The sequence below is a fragment of the Streptomyces sp. NPDC059718 genome (assembly GCF_042733315.1).
Classification (GTDB): Bacteria; Actinomycetota; Actinomycetes; order Streptomycetales; family Streptomycetaceae; genus Actinacidiphila.
This window is the reverse complement of record NZ_JBHWGA010000020.1, coordinates 12,575-28,639: the sequence shown is the minus strand read 5'-3', so window position 1 is coordinate 28,639 and position 16,065 is coordinate 12,575. Positions and strand designations below refer to the sequence as shown.

18 protein-coding genes are annotated in these 16,065 nt (G+C 71.3%); 9 read left to right on the top strand and 9 right to left on the bottom strand.

The features are described 5' to 3' along the window. Positions 1–151: 151 nt before the first annotated feature. On the bottom strand, positions 152–484 hold the full coding sequence (locus tag ACFV3E_RS22740) for a histone-like nucleoid-structuring protein Lsr2 (protein WP_500362586.1): 333 nt from the start codon (positions 482–484) through the stop codon (positions 152–154). 675 nt (positions 485–1,159) lie between these two features. Here ACFV3E_RS22740 and ACFV3E_RS22735 point away from each other — a divergent pair. Next, positions 1,160–1,639, top strand: coding sequence for a DUF4232 domain-containing protein (locus tag ACFV3E_RS22735; RefSeq protein WP_500536269.1), 480 nt, complete (start codon positions 1,160–1,162; stop codon positions 1,637–1,639). A gap of 552 nt (positions 1,640–2,191) precedes the next feature. Here ACFV3E_RS22735 and ACFV3E_RS22730 read toward each other — a convergent pair. Both ACFV3E_RS22730 and ACFV3E_RS22725 read right to left on the bottom strand, forming a co-directional pair. Then, entirely contained in the window at positions 2,192–3,166 is a 975-nt protein-coding gene (locus ACFV3E_RS22730) for a hypothetical protein (RefSeq protein WP_500536268.1), read from the bottom strand. After that, the gene (locus ACFV3E_RS22725; RefSeq protein ID WP_500536267.1) at positions 3,163–3,516 is read right to left on the bottom strand and encodes a PadR family transcriptional regulator; all 354 of its coding nucleotides are present in this window, start codon (positions 3,514–3,516) and stop codon (positions 3,163–3,165) included. Before ACFV3E_RS22725 ends, ACFV3E_RS22730 begins: the two co-directional genes overlap by 4 nt. A 185-nt stretch (positions 3,517–3,701) precedes the next feature. On the opposite strand from ACFV3E_RS22725, the gene ACFV3E_RS22720 reads away from it, so the two are divergent. Both ACFV3E_RS22720 and ACFV3E_RS22715 read left to right on the top strand, forming a co-directional pair. Continuing rightward, positions 3,702–4,445 carry an alpha/beta fold hydrolase gene (locus ACFV3E_RS22720; RefSeq protein WP_500536266.1) on the top strand — a complete coding sequence of 248 codons (744 nt, stop codon included), beginning with the start codon at positions 3,702–3,704 and terminating at the stop codon, positions 4,443–4,445. A gap of 224 nt (positions 4,446–4,669) precedes the next feature. Beyond that, positions 4,670–5,098 carry a VOC family protein gene (locus tag ACFV3E_RS22715; protein ID WP_500536265.1) on the top strand — a complete coding sequence of 143 codons (429 nt, stop codon included), beginning with the start codon at positions 4,670–4,672 and terminating at the stop codon, positions 5,096–5,098. 79 nt (positions 5,099–5,177) lie between these two features. On the opposite strand, the gene ACFV3E_RS22710 is transcribed toward ACFV3E_RS22715, so the two are convergent. From ACFV3E_RS22710 to ACFV3E_RS22690, 5 genes are all read right to left on the bottom strand, one after another. Then, complete coding sequence (locus ACFV3E_RS22710; RefSeq protein WP_500536264.1) at positions 5,178–5,753, bottom strand: SUKH-4 family immunity protein; 576 nt, start codon at positions 5,751–5,753, stop codon at positions 5,178–5,180. Beyond that, entirely contained in the window at positions 5,750–6,778 is a 1,029-nt protein-coding gene (locus ACFV3E_RS22705; protein ID WP_500536263.1) for an NAD(P)-dependent alcohol dehydrogenase, read from the bottom strand. Before ACFV3E_RS22705 ends, ACFV3E_RS22710 begins: the two co-directional genes overlap by 4 nt. A 154-nt stretch (positions 6,779–6,932) precedes the next feature. Continuing rightward, positions 6,933–7,619: a TetR/AcrR family transcriptional regulator gene (locus ACFV3E_RS22700; protein WP_500536262.1), complete on the bottom strand. Its 687-nt coding sequence runs from the start codon at positions 7,617–7,619 to the stop codon at positions 6,933–6,935. A gap of 121 nt (positions 7,620–7,740) precedes the next feature. Then, positions 7,741–7,986 carry a hypothetical protein gene (locus ACFV3E_RS22695; RefSeq protein ID WP_500536261.1) on the bottom strand — a complete coding sequence of 82 codons (246 nt, stop codon included), beginning with the start codon at positions 7,984–7,986 and terminating at the stop codon, positions 7,741–7,743. 263 nt (positions 7,987–8,249) lie between these two features. Next, positions 8,250–9,458, bottom strand: a complete 1,209-nt coding sequence (locus ACFV3E_RS22690; protein WP_500536260.1) for an epoxide hydrolase family protein — start codon at positions 9,456–9,458, stop codon at positions 8,250–8,252. 22 nt (positions 9,459–9,480) lie between these two features. On the opposite strand from ACFV3E_RS22690, the gene ACFV3E_RS22685 reads away from it, so the two are divergent. The 3 genes from ACFV3E_RS22685 to ACFV3E_RS22675 all read left to right on the top strand — a co-directional run bounded on the left by ACFV3E_RS22685 (position 9,481) and on the right by ACFV3E_RS22675 (position 11,581). Continuing rightward, the gene (locus ACFV3E_RS22685) at positions 9,481–10,065 is read left to right on the top strand and encodes a CGNR zinc finger domain-containing protein (RefSeq protein WP_500536259.1); all 585 of its coding nucleotides are present in this window, start codon (positions 9,481–9,483) and stop codon (positions 10,063–10,065) included. Between the two features lie 76 nt (positions 10,066–10,141). Further along, on the top strand, positions 10,142–10,846 hold the full coding sequence (locus ACFV3E_RS22680) for a VanZ family protein (protein ID WP_500536258.1): 705 nt from the start codon (positions 10,142–10,144) through the stop codon (positions 10,844–10,846). 63 nt (positions 10,847–10,909) lie between these two features. Next, positions 10,910–11,581, top strand: a complete 672-nt coding sequence (locus ACFV3E_RS22675; protein WP_500362598.1) for a response regulator transcription factor — start codon at positions 10,910–10,912, stop codon at positions 11,579–11,581. 75 nt (positions 11,582–11,656) lie between these two features. Here ACFV3E_RS22675 and ACFV3E_RS22670 read toward each other — a convergent pair whose 3' ends face one another. Further along, on the bottom strand, positions 11,657–11,824 hold the full coding sequence (locus ACFV3E_RS22670) for a hypothetical protein (protein WP_500536257.1): 168 nt from the start codon (positions 11,822–11,824) through the stop codon (positions 11,657–11,659). Here ACFV3E_RS22670 and ACFV3E_RS22665 point away from each other — a divergent pair. The 3 genes from ACFV3E_RS22665 (at position 11,808) to katG (ending at position 15,857) form a co-directional block, all read left to right on the top strand. Continuing rightward, complete coding sequence (locus ACFV3E_RS22665; RefSeq protein WP_500536256.1) at positions 11,808–12,044, top strand: hypothetical protein; 237 nt, start codon at positions 11,808–11,810, stop codon at positions 12,042–12,044. The genes ACFV3E_RS22670 and ACFV3E_RS22665 overlap by 17 nt on opposite strands. Before the next feature lie 144 nt (positions 12,045–12,188). After that, positions 12,189–13,583 carry a DNA-binding protein gene (locus tag ACFV3E_RS22660; RefSeq protein WP_500536255.1) on the top strand — a complete coding sequence of 465 codons (1,395 nt, stop codon included), beginning with the start codon at positions 12,189–12,191 and terminating at the stop codon, positions 13,581–13,583. A gap of 129 nt (positions 13,584–13,712) precedes the next feature. Continuing rightward, positions 13,713–15,857 carry a catalase/peroxidase HPI gene (gene katG, locus ACFV3E_RS22655; protein ID WP_500536370.1) on the top strand — a complete coding sequence of 715 codons (2,145 nt, stop codon included), beginning with the start codon at positions 13,713–13,715 and terminating at the stop codon, positions 15,855–15,857. Positions 15,858–16,065: the final 208 nt, after the last annotated feature.

Sequence of the window (16,065 nt, the reverse complement as noted above, 5' to 3'; positions counted from 1 at the left end):
GGGACACACCGTATGACCGAGGGCACCTACACCGTGGTCGGGGGCGGCCCGGCGGCAGGAGGCCCCGGGGCGTCCACTGCGGTGAGGCGGGCCACGCAGTCCGGCCGGCAGGTGTGTCCCTGCCGGCCGGGCCGTCGTCCCCGTGCGGGTCTCAGCCGTTGGACGCGGCCTCGAACTGACGGCGGACGCTCTCCGAGATGCGGCCGCGGTCGCTGATCTCCACGCCGTTCGACTTCGCCCAGGCGCGCACCGCAGCATTGTCGGCACCGACCTGCGTCCGCTGCTGCGGCACTCCCCTGCCACGGCTGCGCGACTGCTTGCGGGCAGCCTTCTGGAACGGAGCGAGCGCATCGCGCAACGCAGCCGCATTGTCGTCGCTGAGGTCGATCTCGTACTCACGCCCGTCGAGGCCGAAGTTCACCGTCTCGTGAGCGGTACCGCCGTCGATGTCATCGACCAGCAGAGTCTGCACGCGCTGCGCCATTTTTCCTGTTCCTTTCCCGAACAACCAACGTGACCCTACACGCAATCGGGATATCCGGCCTTGGCGAGTTGCACGACGGTTGTTGATGCGTTTGGAAGGCTCACTCCTCGGCTGGTCAGGGCCATTTCCGATCCGCTCGGCAGCCGGAAGTGCCGACGGACACGTTCCTGTGAATCGGGAAGGACCGCGGGATCGGACATCCCTCGGCGACGGACCGGGCGAAGGCCGGTCGTTCGAGACAGCACGTGTGCCCGCCGCGTTCACCGCCCGCAAGGTAAGGGGCGAAATATCGGTGAGCATGCGGTCGGCCGATGCCGTTGCCGCACCGTACCCGGCAAATCCCGGGCGGGACGGTGAGAAGTCACCCCTGCGGCGCATCACGTGCGATCGGCGCCGTCATCTCTTCGACCACGGTTCGTTAACCCGGAAGACCCAGGACATCACCTGTTGGTCCGACACCGCCGGTGCCGCCCGAACTCGAGTGACCGGCGTCCTGCCGGAAGGGAGCTTCCTGTGGTCCTCACCAGGCCTGCCGGCCGCCGCGCCGGAGTGCTGCTGGCGACGGGTGCCGTCTGCGCTGCGACAGCCCTCCCGGGCTGCTCGTCCGTCACGCGCAGCCCGGGGGCTGCGGCCCCCTCTCGCTCGGCGTCCGCCATCACCGTCACCGTCGACACCATGACGTCCGACTTTCCCGCGCGGGCGGACAATCGCCTTTCCGCGGGCCCGTGGCCGTGCACCGAATTGGAGGCCCATTTGGGCAACAGTCAGGTCGACGCGGGACATCAGCGGGATCTCATCGTCCTCGTCAACACCTCGACCCGGCCATGCGTGCTGCGGGGCTACCCTTCCGTTGCCGTCGCAGGCAGGAATGGCAGTCGCGTCGCCACCAGGATCACGCACGATGGCGGCGACGCCTTCTACACCGAACCCGCTCGCCGCCTTCTCGTGCGGCCTTCGGGTGAAGCCTCGTTCAACGTCGCGTGGCAACGTGTGCCGGAGGGGGTGAGCGACGTCTGCCGTGCCGGCTCCGCATACATCGTGGGCGCTCCGATCGCCGCCCGCACGGCATACCTCCCCATCGACGTCTCGCCCTGCTCGCGCGGCCTCCTGGCGGTGTCGGCTTTCGTGCCGGGCAACGTGGGCATCAACGCCTAGCCTGTCGGTGGAGGCCGATCGCCCGGCCCTCTCCCCTGGGTGCCGACTGCGGACCGTGTGTCTCCGCTTCGTCCGTCCACGGGGCCCTGTCCATGCCGCGATGCAACCGACCGCTACGGCAGGCAGACCTGGCACGCCGTCACCCGTCGAGCCGAACGCAAGCTGACACGCCGTGCACGTATCGAAGGCGGCTCGTATGGTCGATACGCAGGCAGGACCGACCCTGAAGATGCGCAGACAGGGTTGTATCAATGGGTACGGCCGCTTCCCGTGTGGGGGCGGCCGTCCACATCAGGCGGGACGCGGCACGCGCTGACGTCAGGAGCGCCGGCCTCACCTTCGGGCGTACCTGACCGGGAGCCCTGGCCGCGCTGCCGACGTACGAAGCCGCAGTTCAGGGGCGCCTGGCACGGACAATCCCAGGCTGCGAGCACGGACCGGGCCCGCCGCGCTGATGCGGGTCGGGCGCCGGGACTCTTCGAGAGGGCAGGCACCGCGATGCCCACCCTCCGTCAGACCGCGCCGTGCGCCCAGCGCTTGACCGGCGCCGGTTCAGGTCGTCCCGCGGCGCTGCCTGGCCGCGCGCGAGTGCAGACCGAGGCGGATGGCCAGGGCGGCCAGGCCCGTCAGGGTAGCGGCCTGCGCCCACAGCCTCCCGAGGCCGTAGGGGACGGCGGCCGGCACGTCGTACGGGAACGGCAGCATGGCGAACAACGGCGTCACGACCAGCGCCGCCGCGCAGATTGCCCCGCGGCGAACGCGGGCGAGGGCGAAGGCCGCAGGGAAGGCCAGCACGAGCGGCGCGAAGTAGGTGAACACGTGCATCGGGTCCGCGCGCCCGGACTCGGTCACCCCGGGGCCCGCCAGCGCCTGGAAGACGGTGACCGATCCCACGACCATCGGCACACCGAGGCCCAGTGCGATCAGTGCGGCAGTACGGCGGGCGCGGGCGGCGGCCGGGGGAAGGTCGGGCGGGGCGGCCAGGACCGCCGCCGAGGCCAGCGCGAGGCCGATGACGGTCGGGAGGTTCTGCGCCAGCCCCGCCGGGCCGCCGGATCCGTAGGCGACCGGTACCGACAGTCCTGCGCCGGCCAGGGCCGCACCGACCGCGATCCGCGCCCACGCCCAGCTGCCTGCGAGAAGGCACCCCAGGACGACCGGCCACGGCGCGTAGGCGAGCGGCGCATAGGTGCGCTCGCCGTCCCAGGGCAGCGGATCGAGCGGCCACACCGCCAGCAGCGCCGCCGACAGCGAGGCCGCCACCGCGACGATGCAGGGGATCAGCGCGGCCAGCACCCGCCCGGCCGGGCGGGCCGAGTCCAGGCCCGTCCGCATCCGCAGCGCGTGCCCTGCCACGGCCGCCGTCTCGCGCAGCGCCTCCAACCGGCCCACGCCCCTGGTGACGTCCTCGAGGGTCGCCGCGATCTCCGCACCGTGCTGCCGACGGTACGCGGCCGGATACAGGCCGATCACCGGGTGCCGTCTGCCCACTGCGCGCTCCCCCGCCTCGATCTCACGGTCGCTCATGCGCTTGCTCCGCCCGGTACCGGCCCTGGGCGGCCGAGCCCGATACGGCGAGCGGCCTCGTGCGCCGTCGTGCGCATCCGGTCCGCCTCCGCAGCAAGGAGGGTGTACCCGGCGTCGGTGAGCGCGTAGGTCCGGCGCAGCCTGCCCTCGACGATCTCCTCCCGGTCGACCCTGACGACCCCCTGCCCCAACAGGCGGTCCAGCGCCCCGTACAGGGTGCCCGCCCGCAGACGGACCCGGCCGCCGGAAATCGCGGCGACCTCCTCGATCAGCGCGTACCCGTGCCTGGGTGCATCGGCGAGTGCGGTGAGCAGGAGCAACGTCGGCTCCTGCAAGGAACGTTCAGCCATGCCCGCAGACTATATATCGGTGAACTGCATATACAAGTTCCTTGACTTTTCCGACCGTTCATTTGCCTTGCCCACAAACAACTTGTGCACGAGTCAATATGGCGCTAGATTTCTCGGTGTCGGCGGCACCCCAGCGGCGCACCGGCGAAGGACACGACCCGCACTGCCCAAGGAGAAGAACCACCATGAACGACACCACCGCCCGCCCCGCCCCGCACAACCCCACGGTCGTCCTGGTGCACGGCGCGTTCGCGGACTCCTCCAGCTGGAACGGCGTCATCGAGCACCTGCGTCAGGCGGGATTTCCGGTCCTCGCGCCGGCCAACCCGCTGCGGGGCCTGGCCGGTGACGCCGCGTACGTCGCCAGCGTGGTGAAGAGCGTCGAAGGACCCGTCGTGCTCGCCGGGCACTCCTACGGCGGCGCCGTGATAAGCCAGGCCGCCGACGGGGATCCGAAGGTCAAGGCGCTGGTGTACGTCGCCGCCTTCATCCCCGAGAAGGGCGAGAGCGCCCTGGAGCTGTCGAACGCCTACCCGGGGAGCACCCTCGGCCGGAACCTCCACGCTGTGCCCTTCCCGCTGGCCGACGGCGGCACCCGGACCGACCTGTACATCAAGACCGACAGCTTCCACGACCAGTTCGCCGCCGACGTCCCGCAGTCCGTGACCGACCTGATGGCGGCCACCCAGCGCCCGGTCGCCGCGGCCGCCCTGGAGGAGACGGCCACCGCGGCCGCATGGCGGTCGATCCCCTCGTGGAGCCTGGTCGCCACCGCGGACCGCAACATCCCGCCGGCGGCACAGCGCTTCATGTCCGAGCGCGCCAAGGCCCACACGGTGGAGCTCGACGCCTCCCACGCGGTGCCGGTCTCCCAGCCCGAGGCCGTCGCCCGCATCATCCGGCAGGCCGCCGAGAGCGCCACCCGCTGACCAGGCTTCCGGCAGGTGTTCGGAGGTGTTGCCCAGGCCCGTGGCAGTCGCTAGTTTCGATCGGGTGACTGCCGGGTCGGCCTTGAGCCATGCACGAGTTCGGTTGCCGGCCTTGGCGTGAGCGCGAGGCGGGCAAGAGCCCCGCCCTCCTTCCGAGTCTTCTCGCGGCGCCCCATGCGGTGCCCGTTCCCAGCGAATTCGAGACCCGGAGACCGATGTCACCCATGCCGAAAGACCAGCAGAACCCGTACGCGAACGAGCCGACGGCGGCTCCACCCCGGTTGGACCACACCGCTGTCTACGCCCGGGACCGGCAGTTGTCGGCCGAGTTCCTGGCCGTGATGCTGGGCCTGAAGGTCGGCGCGCCCTTCGGGCCGTTCCTCCCCGTCGATCTCGGCAACGGCGTCACACTCGACTACTACGAGAAGCTCGACGAGCCGATCCAGTCGCAGCACTACGCGTTCCTCGTGTCCGAGGGGCAGTTCGACGAGGTGATCGCCCGCCTGGAAGCGGTGGGGGTCACCTACTACGCCGACCCCGGCCATACCGAGCCCGGCCGGATCAACCGCCTGTTCGGTGGCCGTGGCGCGTACTTCGCCGACCCGGACGGTCACAACATGGAGGTCATGACCCGGCCCTACGCCCGTCCGTAGCCGACGGCCGTCGACTCGCCGTTCCTCCTCCCGGCCTCGGGCGGTGAAGCCCGGGGCCGGCCGAGGGGTGGGGGCCGGTTCACTGGTCCTGCATGAGGTTCCGCACGTACCGCAGCACGCTGTACCAGGCCGAGTCCTCGTCCTCCATGGCCGCGGCGTCGGCACGACGCATGCGTGCCAGCAGCCTGTCGCGCGCGCCCTCCGGGTCGACGCCCTCGTCGGTGGCGGCCTCGGGGTCGTAGTCCGGCCGTTCCTCCTCCAGCGCGTGGAGGAAGAACGCCAGCACGTCCACCGCACTGTTGAGCAGGTGCGGGTGCCCGTCCTCCGGAATGCAGTACACGGCCCCGGCCCGGGTGTCGACGATGACGTCGTCCATGCCGATCCCGCCGAGGGACAGCCACGACGACATGTCGAAGGGGCAGCTCGGGTACTTCTCCGAGACGGCCTGCCAGGCCTCGCCGCCGATGCGCAGGTCCCCGTCGATGAGCCGCTGGTCCGCCTCGAACCAGCCGATCCGGTCCGGAAGACCCACGTCCCTCAGAAAGACCCGGGTCGGCTCGTGAGCGACGCCGGCGAGCGCCGCGTCATCCACAGTCACCAGTTCTTCGGAGCCGAAAACCGACTCCATCGCGACGCGGTCGACCAGAGGACTCATTTCGCGGTTGCCGGTCCTTCACTCGGAGGCGCCTGACGGCCGACGCTGATCACGGTCTTGCCGCGGGCATGGCCCCGCTCCACGTGGCGCATGCCCTCGGCAGCCTCCTCCAGCGGGTAGGTACGGTCGACCACGGGGGCCAGTCGGCCCGCCTCCATCAGCGCGGTGACGGCTAGCAGGTCCTCGTGGGTGGGCCCGGCCGGGGTCGCCGGGAGGATGACGCACAGCCGCTGCCGGACGAGCGCGTCGGCCGCGACCAGGCGCAGCGTTGAGGCGACCGCGCCGAACAGGCGGCCGGGCGATCCGCCGCCGTTGGCCACGAGGGTGCCTTCCGGGGTGAGTGCCCGGCGCAGCCGGCCCAGCGGGTGGTTGCCGACGTTGTCCAGGATCAGGTCGTAGCGCGCGCCCGACTGGGTGAAGTCCTGCCGGGTGTGGTCGACGACGTGCGCGGCGCCCAAGGAGCGCGCCAGGTCGGCGTTGCCGGGGCTGCACACCGCGGTGACCTCGGCGTCCAGGGCCGCGGCGATCTGCACCGCGAAGTGGCCCACGCCTCCGGTGGCGCCGTTGACCAGCACCCGCTGCCCGGCCTGCGCCCGGCCCACGGTGCGGATGCCGCGCAGCGCGGTCACCGCCCCCATCGGCACCGCCGCCGCCTGTTCGAAGGTCAGCCCCGCGGGTTTGGGGACCACCAGGTCGGGGGTGGTGCGGGCGTACTCGGCGAAGGAGCCCGGGCAGAAGCCCAGCACCTCGTCACCGGGCGTGACGCCCTGCACGCCTGCGCCGACCGCCTCCACGTGCCCGGCCGCGTCGATGCCCGCCACCGGCACCTTCGGCCGGGTCGTCCCCATGCCGCCCATCAGCCGCGCCACATACGGGTCGCCGCGCATCATGTGCCAGTCGTACGGGTTGACGGCCGCCGCACGCACCCGCACCAGTACTTCGCCGGATCCCGCCTCGGGCCGCTCGACGTCCTCCAGGCGCAGGACTTCCGGCGGACCGAACCTCTTCTGGACGATCGCTTTCATCGCGCTCCCCAACCCCTCGTCGCCGACCGCCCGAAGCGGTACGCCCGGGCGGTGCGCCACTCAACTCCCTTGTCACGCACGGTAGGTGTACGGCGTACACCCGTCAAGAGGCGTGGCAGAGGAAGGCCGCCCGCGCGGCGTTCGTCGCGCCGCGTCAGGCCCGGTTCCGGAGCCGCTCCAGGCCGTCCAGCATCAGGTCGAGGGCGAACTCGAACTCCAGCTGGTCGTCGCAGCCGGCACCGACGACGGACTGCGCGTCATGGGCGACCGCCATGGCCAGCTCGGTGACGTGGGGGTAGCGCGCGGCTATCTCCTCGGGTGGCGGTGCGTCCGGATCCGGCTCGCCGCCCGGGCTGTCCTCGAACAACTCCTGGGAGAAGCCCAGGACACGGCTGCCCATGACGTGCATCGCATGATGGACCAGGTCCAGCGGGAAACCTCCGGTCCTGAAGATCCCGATCATCGAGTCCAGGTACGCCAGCACCGCCGGCGTCGGGGCCGTCCGCGCCTTCATCCGCGTCTCGATCACCCCGGACGCCCAGGGATGACGCAGCAGCATCCGGCGCGCGGACAGCACACGCCCGCGCACCGCGCTCTGCCAGTCCGCCCCGGCGACCGGCGGGTCGATCTCGCCGACCACGGCATCGATCATGCCGTCGAGCAACTCGTCCTTGTTCGCCACATGCTTGTACAGCGCCATCGGCACCACACCGAGCGCCCCCGCGATCTTCCGCATGCTCAGCGCCGCGACCCCGCCGTCATCGGCCAGCGCCACCGCGGCACCCAGAATCCGCTCCCGGCTCAACGGCTTGCGGGGCCGCGTCGTGGCTCCGGACTGCATGGCGATCTCCACCGTCCCCCTCTCAACTGCTCCACCGGGCCTGCCCCGACACGTCCCCACCGGCACGCGCCGGCAGGCCGGGCCCCATCCTCCCCCACACCCGCCGCCGATGCGTGTGGCGTCAGCTGTCGCTGCGCCGGCGCGGGTGCCGGACGGCGGCGAGGGCGGTGCAGGCCGCGGCCGCCAGGAGCAGGAACGTCGCCCCCTCTCCGTAGTAGCCGGACGTGTTCGCGATGACCGGCCCGACGCACAGGATCGCGCCGTAGGACAGGACCTGGGCGGCCGTCCCCGACCGGTAGAACACCCCCACCGCGCACGCCACGGCCAGCAGCAGGAGAATCACGATGCCCGGCATGTCGTCGCGCACCCACAGCAAAGTGGCCGGTGCGACCGCCGCGAAGGGTCGATCCCGCGCCAGACCTCGCCCATGCCGCCCCGGCCCACGGTCTCCACCAACTCGTACCGCCCCGACAGCACACGCACGGCGTACCTCCCGCCCCGTTCCCCACACACCCCACCCAGGTGACTTGGTGTCAGCCTATAGACGTACTTGTCACGTGTGAGCCGTTATCCACAGGCTTCGGTGGGGGCGCAAGGGCGTGAACGGCGGCGCCCGGCGCGATCGGTCGCTCACGACCGTGCGGCGACGGCGACGGTGTCGGTGGCGCGGAGGAAGCCGCGGACGCCGTCGAGGAGGCCCGCCGGATTCTCGTAGAACGGGAAGTGGCCGCCGTAGGTGTACGTGGCGTACTGGACCACGTCGTAGACCTTCTCGAGGTCCGCGCGCGTGGGAGGCGGCTGGAGGGGGTCCGGGAAGCCGGCGAAACCCGTCGGCACGGTGATGCGGCCGCCAAGCGGCAGCGTGCTGCCGTTCTCGTCGTATCCGCCCTTGTACATCCACAGGCTCGTGTCGAACGCACCGGTGGCGACGTAGAGCATGATCTCCGTCAGCAGCTGGTCACGGGTGAAGATCTCCTCGAAGGCACGGGTGCGGCGGTCGCTCCACAGGTAGTACTTGTCGACGATCCACGCCGCCGCGCCGACCGGGGAGTCGGCGAGGTAGCCGACGGGCGTCGGGCGGTAGCTCTGCTGCTGGTAGTAGGCCAGCTGGAGCTGGGCTGTCTCCTGCGCCGCGATGTTCCCGGCCCGGTCCTCGGGCGGGGCGAAGCCGGTTCCCGGATCGACGACGCCCTTGTGCAGACCGGTGTTGCGGATGGGCGCCCCGGTGATGCCGATGGCCACGCACCGGCGGTGCTCGTGGCCGAGCCAGCCCGCCGTCACCGCACCCCAAGCACCGCCGTGCGCACGGTAGGTGCCGTACCCGAGCACCTGCGTCATCAGGGCGTCCACACGGTCCGCGGTGGCTCGCGGGCCGACGGGCGAACCGACGTCCGAGAAGGCGAACCCCGGCAGCGAGGGGACGACGACGTCGACGGCGTCGCCCACGCTGCCCTCGTACTCCCCGGGACGCACCAGCGGACCGACCAGGCCGAGCAGGGACGCGAAGCTGTAGGGCCAGCCGTGCAGCAGCACCACCGCCCGGCCCCGGCTGTGCGGCGACCGGACGTGCACGAAATGCATCAGGTCGCCGCCGATGCGCACCCGGAACTGCGCAAAGCCGTTGAGGCGACGCTCCTGCGCCCGCCAGTCGAAGTCGCCGCCCCAGTAGGCGGCGAGCCCGCGCATGGAGGCGTCGTCGGGGCCGAGGTCCCATCCCGTGGGGCCGGTTCGGGGGAAGCGGGTCCCGGCCACACGCCGCCGTAGGGTGCGCAGTTCCGCTTCCGGTACCGCGATCTCGAACGGCACCGGATGGCAGGTGCCTTGTCGTGTCGGGTCCATGAGGGTGTTTCCTTCGAGGAACATGGCCAGCGACCCGGCACGGCGCAGCACGCAGCCCGCACCGCCGGCCGGCGACGCACAGCTCGTCCTCGACTTCACCAACAGCCACGCCGACCGGTTCGGCCGCCCCGAGCGGTTCGCCGACGCCGCGGGACTGGCGGACTGGCTGGCCGAGCGCGGCTTCGCCGACGCCGCGACCGACGTGACCGCCGCCGACGCCGCCTCCGCCCGCGGACTACGGGACGCGGTGATCACCCTGCTGCTCGGCCACGCCGACGACCCGCACACCAGCACCCAGGCCCTGGCCGAGGCGGAGGAACAACTGCGGCGCACCGCGACCCGCCACCCCCTGGTCACCGTGATCCACGGCTCCGGCGCGCGCCTGGCACCCGCCCAGCAGGGCCTGCCCGCGGCCCTCGCCACCGTCCTCGCCGCCATCGCCCACCTCGCCCTCGCCGGCAGCTGGCAAAGGCTCAAGGCGTGCCGCAACCCCGGCTGCCACTTCACCTTCTACGACCGCAGCCGCAACACCTCAGGCGCCTACTGCAGCAACACCTGCAGCACCCAGGTCGCCATGCGCAGCTACCGCCGTCGCCAGCGCACTTGAGGCCGTGATCGGTGTATCGCGGGCGTATCGAAAAGCGCATACGCCACCGCAACGGCCCTGCGTCTCCAATGGGGGCGTGAACGACAACGCATCCCCGTCAGCACCGCTCCGCCGCATACGCAGGACCGTGCTCCTCAGCCTGGCGATCCTCGGCGTGGCGGGCGCCGCGTCCGTCGTGCGGCGGCCGCTCATGATGTCCGCTCCGATGTGCATGGCGGGGCGGTGGCACGGCTGCTTCGACACGTTCAACGGTGTGGTGCTCATGACGTTGGTCGCGCTGCCCTTGGCCTTGCTGGTGGTGTGGGTTCTGGCGCATGGTCGGCGTGCCGCCGGCGGCACATCGGCTTGGCGGATGTCGCTGGCCGAGGTGGGCATGGTCCACGGGACGGTGCCGTTCCTGTGGCTGACCATGATGCCGGGCGGTGGTGCCGGCGTCGTCCCCGCCCGGGTGAGCCTGGTACCGCTACGGGACCTGGTCACGATGGGGCCCCTCGGCATCGTCGGCAACCTGCTGGTCTTCGCGGCGCTGGGGTTCTTCGCCCCGATGCGGTTCGCGGCGCTGGCGTCCGTGCCGCGGATCCTGGCGCTCGGGGCGGGCTGCTCGGTGCTGGTCGAAACCGCGCAGTACGTCCTGCGGCTGGACCGGGTGTCCTCCGTGGACGACGTCCTGGTCAACGCCGCCGGCGCCGTGCTGGCCGCGCTGGCGTCGCGCCGCTGGTGGCGCACCACGGCGGAAGCGCCGTCGGAGCAGCCTCGCCCCGCGCCGGCACCGGCAGGCTGAGCGCCCGGTGGGCGCACGTCGCCGCATACGTCGGCGATATGTCGTGGTGCTTAGGCTTCGGGCATGCGCGTACTGATCGTGGAGGACGAGCCCTACCTGGCGGAAGCCGTCCGTGACGGTCTGCGGCTGGAGGCGATCGCCGCCGACATCGCCGGTGACGGCGACTCCGCCCTGGAACTGCTCGGCGTCCACTCCTACGACCTCGCGGTCCTCGACCGCGACATCCCCGGCCCCTCCGGCGACGAGGTCGCGCGGCGCATCGTCGCCTCCGGCAGCGGCATCCCGATCCTCATGCTCACCGCCGCCGACCGCATCGACGACAAGGCTTCCGGGTTCGGGCTCGGCGCCGACGACTACCTCACCAAACCGTTCGAGCTGCGGGAGCTCGTCCTGCGGCTGAGGGCGCTCGACCGCAGACGCGCGTACGCCCGGCCCCCGGTCCGCGAGATCGCGGGCCTGCGGCTCGACCCCTTCCGCCGGGAGGTCTTCCGCGACGCACGCTACGTCGCGCTCACCCGCAAGCAATTCGCCGTGCTGGAAGTCCTCGTCGCCGCCGAAGGCGGGGTCGTCAGCGCCGAAGAGCTACTGGAACGGGCCTGGGACGAGAACGCCGACCCCCTCACCAACGCCGTGCGCATCACCGTCTCCGCACTGCGCAAACGACTCGGCGAACCATGGATCATCGCCACGGTGCCCGGCGTCGGCTACCGGATCGACGCCGGGACTCGTGCGTAGACGCCCAGGGAGCGGCGCCCGGCTCCGGCGAACCGGGGCACCGGGACGCGCGGCCGGTGCCGAGGCGGCAGCCGGTCAGGCCAGGTCGCCCGCCGGGATCCGGGTCGGGGCGAACCACTGCTGGATCCAGTTCGGGTAGGCGAGCGGCGGCCGGCCGGCCTCGTCGAGCTCGGCGAGATCCTGCTCGGTCAGCATCAGGCCGACGGCGGAGACGTTTGTCCGCGAGTTGCTCCACTGGACCATCAAGATCCTCCGCGACGAACAGGCGGCCGGCCGCACCCCTGCCGACCTCGACCCCGTCAGCGCCACCCGGATCATCGTCACCGGCGGCGAACGCGCCCTGACCGACCAGGTCACCAACACGCACCTGGTGGCACGGCGTCTACCGCCGCCCCATGAGCTAGTGCCCACGGGGCCTGCCCAGCCCGTCGACGGTACTAGGGTGGGCAATGGAGGTCTGTGACACAGCCCGGAACGGGTGACGGAGCAGGGAGACCCGCGACGCGGTACGCGGTCCGCCACAGGCCCGGCCGCCACGAACGGTGACCGGCCCGGACCGCGGGCACGCCGCCGGGCGTTGGGGATGGACCAAGGGCGGTTCTGAACCATGAGAAGCACACATCGGCTTGAGCCCAACTCGGCGAACCTCGGCGGTGGCCCCGTGCTCGCGGCGTGGGAACGGTTCGTGCAGGGCGAGGATCACGTCCCCGGCATCCGGCCCCTGGTGGCGATCTCCTGGCAGCGCTGCCGGGAGCAGTACCGAGTCGATCCCCATCTCACGAAGGCTCCGGTGGCCGTCGCGAAGCCCGACCACACGCCCGAGCACGACGTGGTCTTCGCCGAGCTGGGCTTTCGTGCCGCCGCCGTGACACATGAAGTGGGCAACCTCGGTGGGCTCGTCACCGTCGCCGACGCCACCGGCCGGATCCTGGCCGCGTGGGGCGACCACGCCACGCTCGCCCGGGCCGACGACTGCAATCTGGCGCCCTGGTTCTGCTGGTCCGAGTGCGCGGTCGGCACGAACGGCATGGGCACGGCGCTCGAGGCGCACGGCCCGGTGCCGATCAGGGGCGCGGAGCACTGGTGCCAGGCGTTCCACAACTGGGTGTGCGCGGGCATCGCGGTGCGTGACGTGGTGACCAGGGAACCGATCGCGGTCCTGAACGTCTCCTTCTGGCGCAGTGGGCTCCCCGCGGCCGCCGAAAGCTGGCTGGCGAGCGCGGTCACCATGACCCGGTACCAGCTCAAGAGGCGCGCCCGGGACAGCGGCGCGGAGTTGGTCGCGGCCTACACCCAGGCCAGGGGGACGTCCGGTGCGGCGCTCGCCGCCGTGGACACCGCGGGCAAGGTGGTGATCGCCGACGACATGGCGAGCGTGCTCCTGGGCGTCCCTGCGTACACCCCGGCGATCGACCCCACCCTGCGATGGAACCCCGGGCTACCGGAATTCATCGCGGCCGCCCGGTATGCCAGCAGGCAAGGGGCCCACGATCCCGACTGGGTCGGCTCGACGCAGATCTTCGCCCACCTGACCGACGAGCCGACGACGATCACCATCCGACCCGTCTTCTCCTCCGGGCACCTGATCGGGAACCTGGTTCTGTTCGGGCTTTCCGACGGGGCGCGGCTGCCCCGCGGGGAGGGGTCCCCGCACCCTCGGGTGCCGCCGCGCCGGCTGGTCGCGATGCGCGACAACCGGATGGTGCTGCTGCGACTGCCGGAAGTCTCCTTCGCCGAATCGCACGGGAACGACGTGTGGCTCTCCACCGATCAAGGTCGATTGCGAGCCGCCTCCCTGAGCCTGGACCAGCTCGACAGTGATCTGGCGGATGTCGGCTTCCTGCGCGTGCACCGCCGGTACGTGGTCAATCTGAGCCGCATCCGGGAGATCGAGCGCGGGCTCAAAGGCGAGTTGTCCCTGGTCATGGACGACCGGACGAACGAGATGGTGCCGGTTTCCCGGCGGAACGCGCCCGCTGTGCGTCGCGCACTGAACATCTGAGCGACGACGCAACCTCTGATCCGGAAGGAGACCCCCGTGTCCGACATCCCGGACGCCGCTGCCGGCGAGACGAACGCCGGCAACGCGGGCGGCCTCGGCCTCTCCGTCGCCGGGCACCGCGGCCGGCCGATCGCAGGCGCGAGCAACCGCGACTGGTGGCCGAACCGGCTCGACCTGAGGATCCTGCGGAAACATCCCGCCAAGGCCGATCCCCTGGGCGAGGACTTCGACTACGCCGCGGCGTTCCGCACGCTGGACCTCGACGCCCTGGCGCGCGACGTCGACGACGCGCTGACCACGTCGCAGGAGTGGTGGCCGGCCGACTTCGGCCACTACGGGCCGCTCGTGATCCGGATGGTGTGGCACTGCGCCGGGACCTACCGCATCCACGACGGCCGCGGTGGCGCGGGCGCCGGCATGCAGCGGTTCGCACCGCTGAACAGCTGGCCGGACAATCGCAACCTCGACAAGGCGCGCAGGCTGCTCTGGCCGGTGAAGAGGAAGTACGGCCGCAAGATCTCCTGGGCCGACCTGATGGTCTTCGCGGGGAACCGCGCCCTGGAGACGATGGGCTTCACGACCTTCGGCTTCGCCGGCGGCCGGGCGGAGGTGTGGGAGCCCGACGAGGACGTCTACTGGGGTCCCGAGCACGCCTGGCTCGGCGACGAACGCCATGGCGGCGTCCGGGAGCTGCAGAGCCCCCTGGCCGCCGACCAGATGGGCCTCATCTACGTCAACCCTGAAGGGCCGAACACCGTCCCGGACCCGCTCACCTCCGCACGGGACATCCGCGAGACCTTCCGGCGCATGGGGATGAACGACGAGGAGACCGTCGCGTTGATCGCGGGCGGCCACACATTCGGCAAGACCCACGGCGCGGCCGCCCCGGACGCCCACCTCGGCCCCGAGCCCGAGGGCGCCCCGCTCGAGGAACAGGGCCTGGGATGGAAGAGCAGCTACCGCACCGGAATGGGCACGGACACCATCTCCAGCGGGCTCGACGGTACGTGGACGCCCACCCCCACGACGTGGGACAACAGCTTCTTCGAGACCCTGTTCGGCTACGAGTGGGACCTGGAGCTGAGCCCCGCAGGTCTGTGGCAGTGGGTCCCGCGGGACGGCGGCGGGGCCGGCACGGTCCCGGACGCCCACGACCCGTCGACGACGCACGCCCCGACCATGCTGACGACGGACCTGGCGCTGCGGTCGGACCCGGTCTACGAGCCGATCTCACGGCGCTTCCTGGACAACCCGGACCAGCTGGCGGACGCGTTCGCGCGGGCCTGGTTCAAGCTGACGCACCTCGACATGGGACCGGTCCAGCGCTACCTCGGACCGCTGGTCCCCCGGGAGACGCTGCCCTGGCAGGATCCGGTCCCCGCCGTGGACCACGAACTCGTCGGGGCGGCGGACATCGCCGCGCTCAAGGGCCGGCTCCTCACCTGCGGGCTGTCGGTCTCCCAGCTCGTCTCGACCGCGTGGGCGTCGGCATCGACGTTCCGCGTCAGCGACAAGCGCGGCGGGGCGAACGGCGCGCGCATCCGCCTCGAGCCGCAACGGGGGTGGGAGGTCAACGACCCCCCCGCGCTGGCACAGGTGCTGCGCACCCTGGAGGGCGTCCAGGAGTCCTTCAACGGCTCCCAGGCCGGGGACAAGAAGATCTCGCTGGCCGACCTCATCGTGCTCGGCGGGGCCGCCGCCGTCGAGCGCGCCGCCGGGACGGCCGGCTACGACGTACACGTCCCCTTCCTTCCGGGACGCACGGACGCCACGCAGGAGTGGACCGACGTGGAGTCCTTCGCCCCCCTCGAGCCGACCGCGGACGGGTTCCGCAACTACCGCGGCAAGGGCGACCGGCTGCCGTCGGAGCACCTGCTGGTCGACCGCGCGAACCTGTTGGACCTGAGCACGCCCGAGATGACCGTCCTGGTAGGTGGCCTGCGGGTGCTGGGCGCCAACCACCGTCGATCGCCGCTGGGCGTCTTCACCGCGGAGCCCGGGTCGCTGACCAACGACTTCTTCGTGAACCTGCTCGACACGCGCACGGAGTGGGAGCCGGCGTCCGCGACCGCCGAGACCTTCGTGGGCCGCGACCGGGCCACCTGCGAGGTCAAGTGGACCGGCAGCCGCGTCGACCTCGTCTTCGGGTCGAACTCCGATCTGCGTGCCGTCGCGGAGGTCTACGCGAGCGACGACGCTCGGGAGAAGTTCGTGAAGGACTTCATCGCCGCATGGGACAAGGTCATGAGCCTCGACCGGTACGACCTCGCTTGATCCTCCCAACGGTGGCACATGGGGGACGAACGGTAGCCGGTCGCGGGCGAACGGCATGAGCCGGCCCGCACCCGCGCTCACCCTTGTCGGTGTGATTCATCCGGCGTAGCGTGCCTATTGGGTAGCAAATTGTCCACTTTTCGGCGCAATTCGATTCGGCGCGCTGAATTCCACGCCAATTCGGAGAACATTTTCGAAGGAAGGTGTG

Coding starts and splice junctions, on each gene's coding strand:
- ACFV3E_RS22690 (WP_500536260.1), bottom strand. CDS start 9,458: ATGGACCCGACACGACAAGGCACCTGCCATCCGGTGCCGTTCGAGATC.
- ACFV3E_RS22725 (WP_500536267.1), bottom strand. CDS start 3,516: ATGGCTGAACGTTCCTTGCAGGAGCCGACGTTGCTCCTGCTCACCGCA.
- ACFV3E_RS22685 (WP_500536259.1), top strand. CDS start 9,481: ATGGCCAGCGACCCGGCACGGCGCAGCACGCAGCCCGCACCGCCGGCC.
- ACFV3E_RS22675 (WP_500362598.1), top strand. CDS start 10,910: ATGCGCGTACTGATCGTGGAGGACGAGCCCTACCTGGCGGAAGCCGTC.
- ACFV3E_RS22710 (WP_500536264.1), bottom strand. CDS start 5,753: ATGAGTCCTCTGGTCGACCGCGTCGCGATGGAGTCGGTTTTCGGCTCC.
- ACFV3E_RS22700 (WP_500536262.1), bottom strand. CDS start 7,619: ATGCAGTCCGGAGCCACGACGCGGCCCCGCAAGCCGTTGAGCCGGGAG.
- ACFV3E_RS22705 (WP_500536263.1), bottom strand. CDS start 6,778: ATGAAAGCGATCGTCCAGAAGAGGTTCGGTCCGCCGGAAGTCCTGCGC.
- ACFV3E_RS22735 (WP_500536269.1), top strand. CDS start 1,160: ATGACGTCCGACTTTCCCGCGCGGGCGGACAATCGCCTTTCCGCGGGC.
- ACFV3E_RS22670 (WP_500536257.1), bottom strand. CDS start 11,824: ATGGTCCAGTGGAGCAACTCGCGGACAAACGTCTCCGCCGTCGGCCTG.
- ACFV3E_RS22660 (WP_500536255.1), top strand. CDS start 12,189: ATGAGAAGCACACATCGGCTTGAGCCCAACTCGGCGAACCTCGGCGGT.
- ACFV3E_RS22740 (WP_500362586.1), bottom strand. CDS start 484: ATGGCGCAGCGCGTGCAGACTCTGCTGGTCGATGACATCGACGGCGGT.
- ACFV3E_RS22730 (WP_500536268.1), bottom strand. CDS start 3,166: ATGAGCGACCGTGAGATCGAGGCGGGGGAGCGCGCAGTGGGCAGACGG.
- ACFV3E_RS22715 (WP_500536265.1), top strand. CDS start 4,670: ATGCCGAAAGACCAGCAGAACCCGTACGCGAACGAGCCGACGGCGGCT.
- ACFV3E_RS22720 (WP_500536266.1), top strand. CDS start 3,702: ATGAACGACACCACCGCCCGCCCCGCCCCGCACAACCCCACGGTCGTC.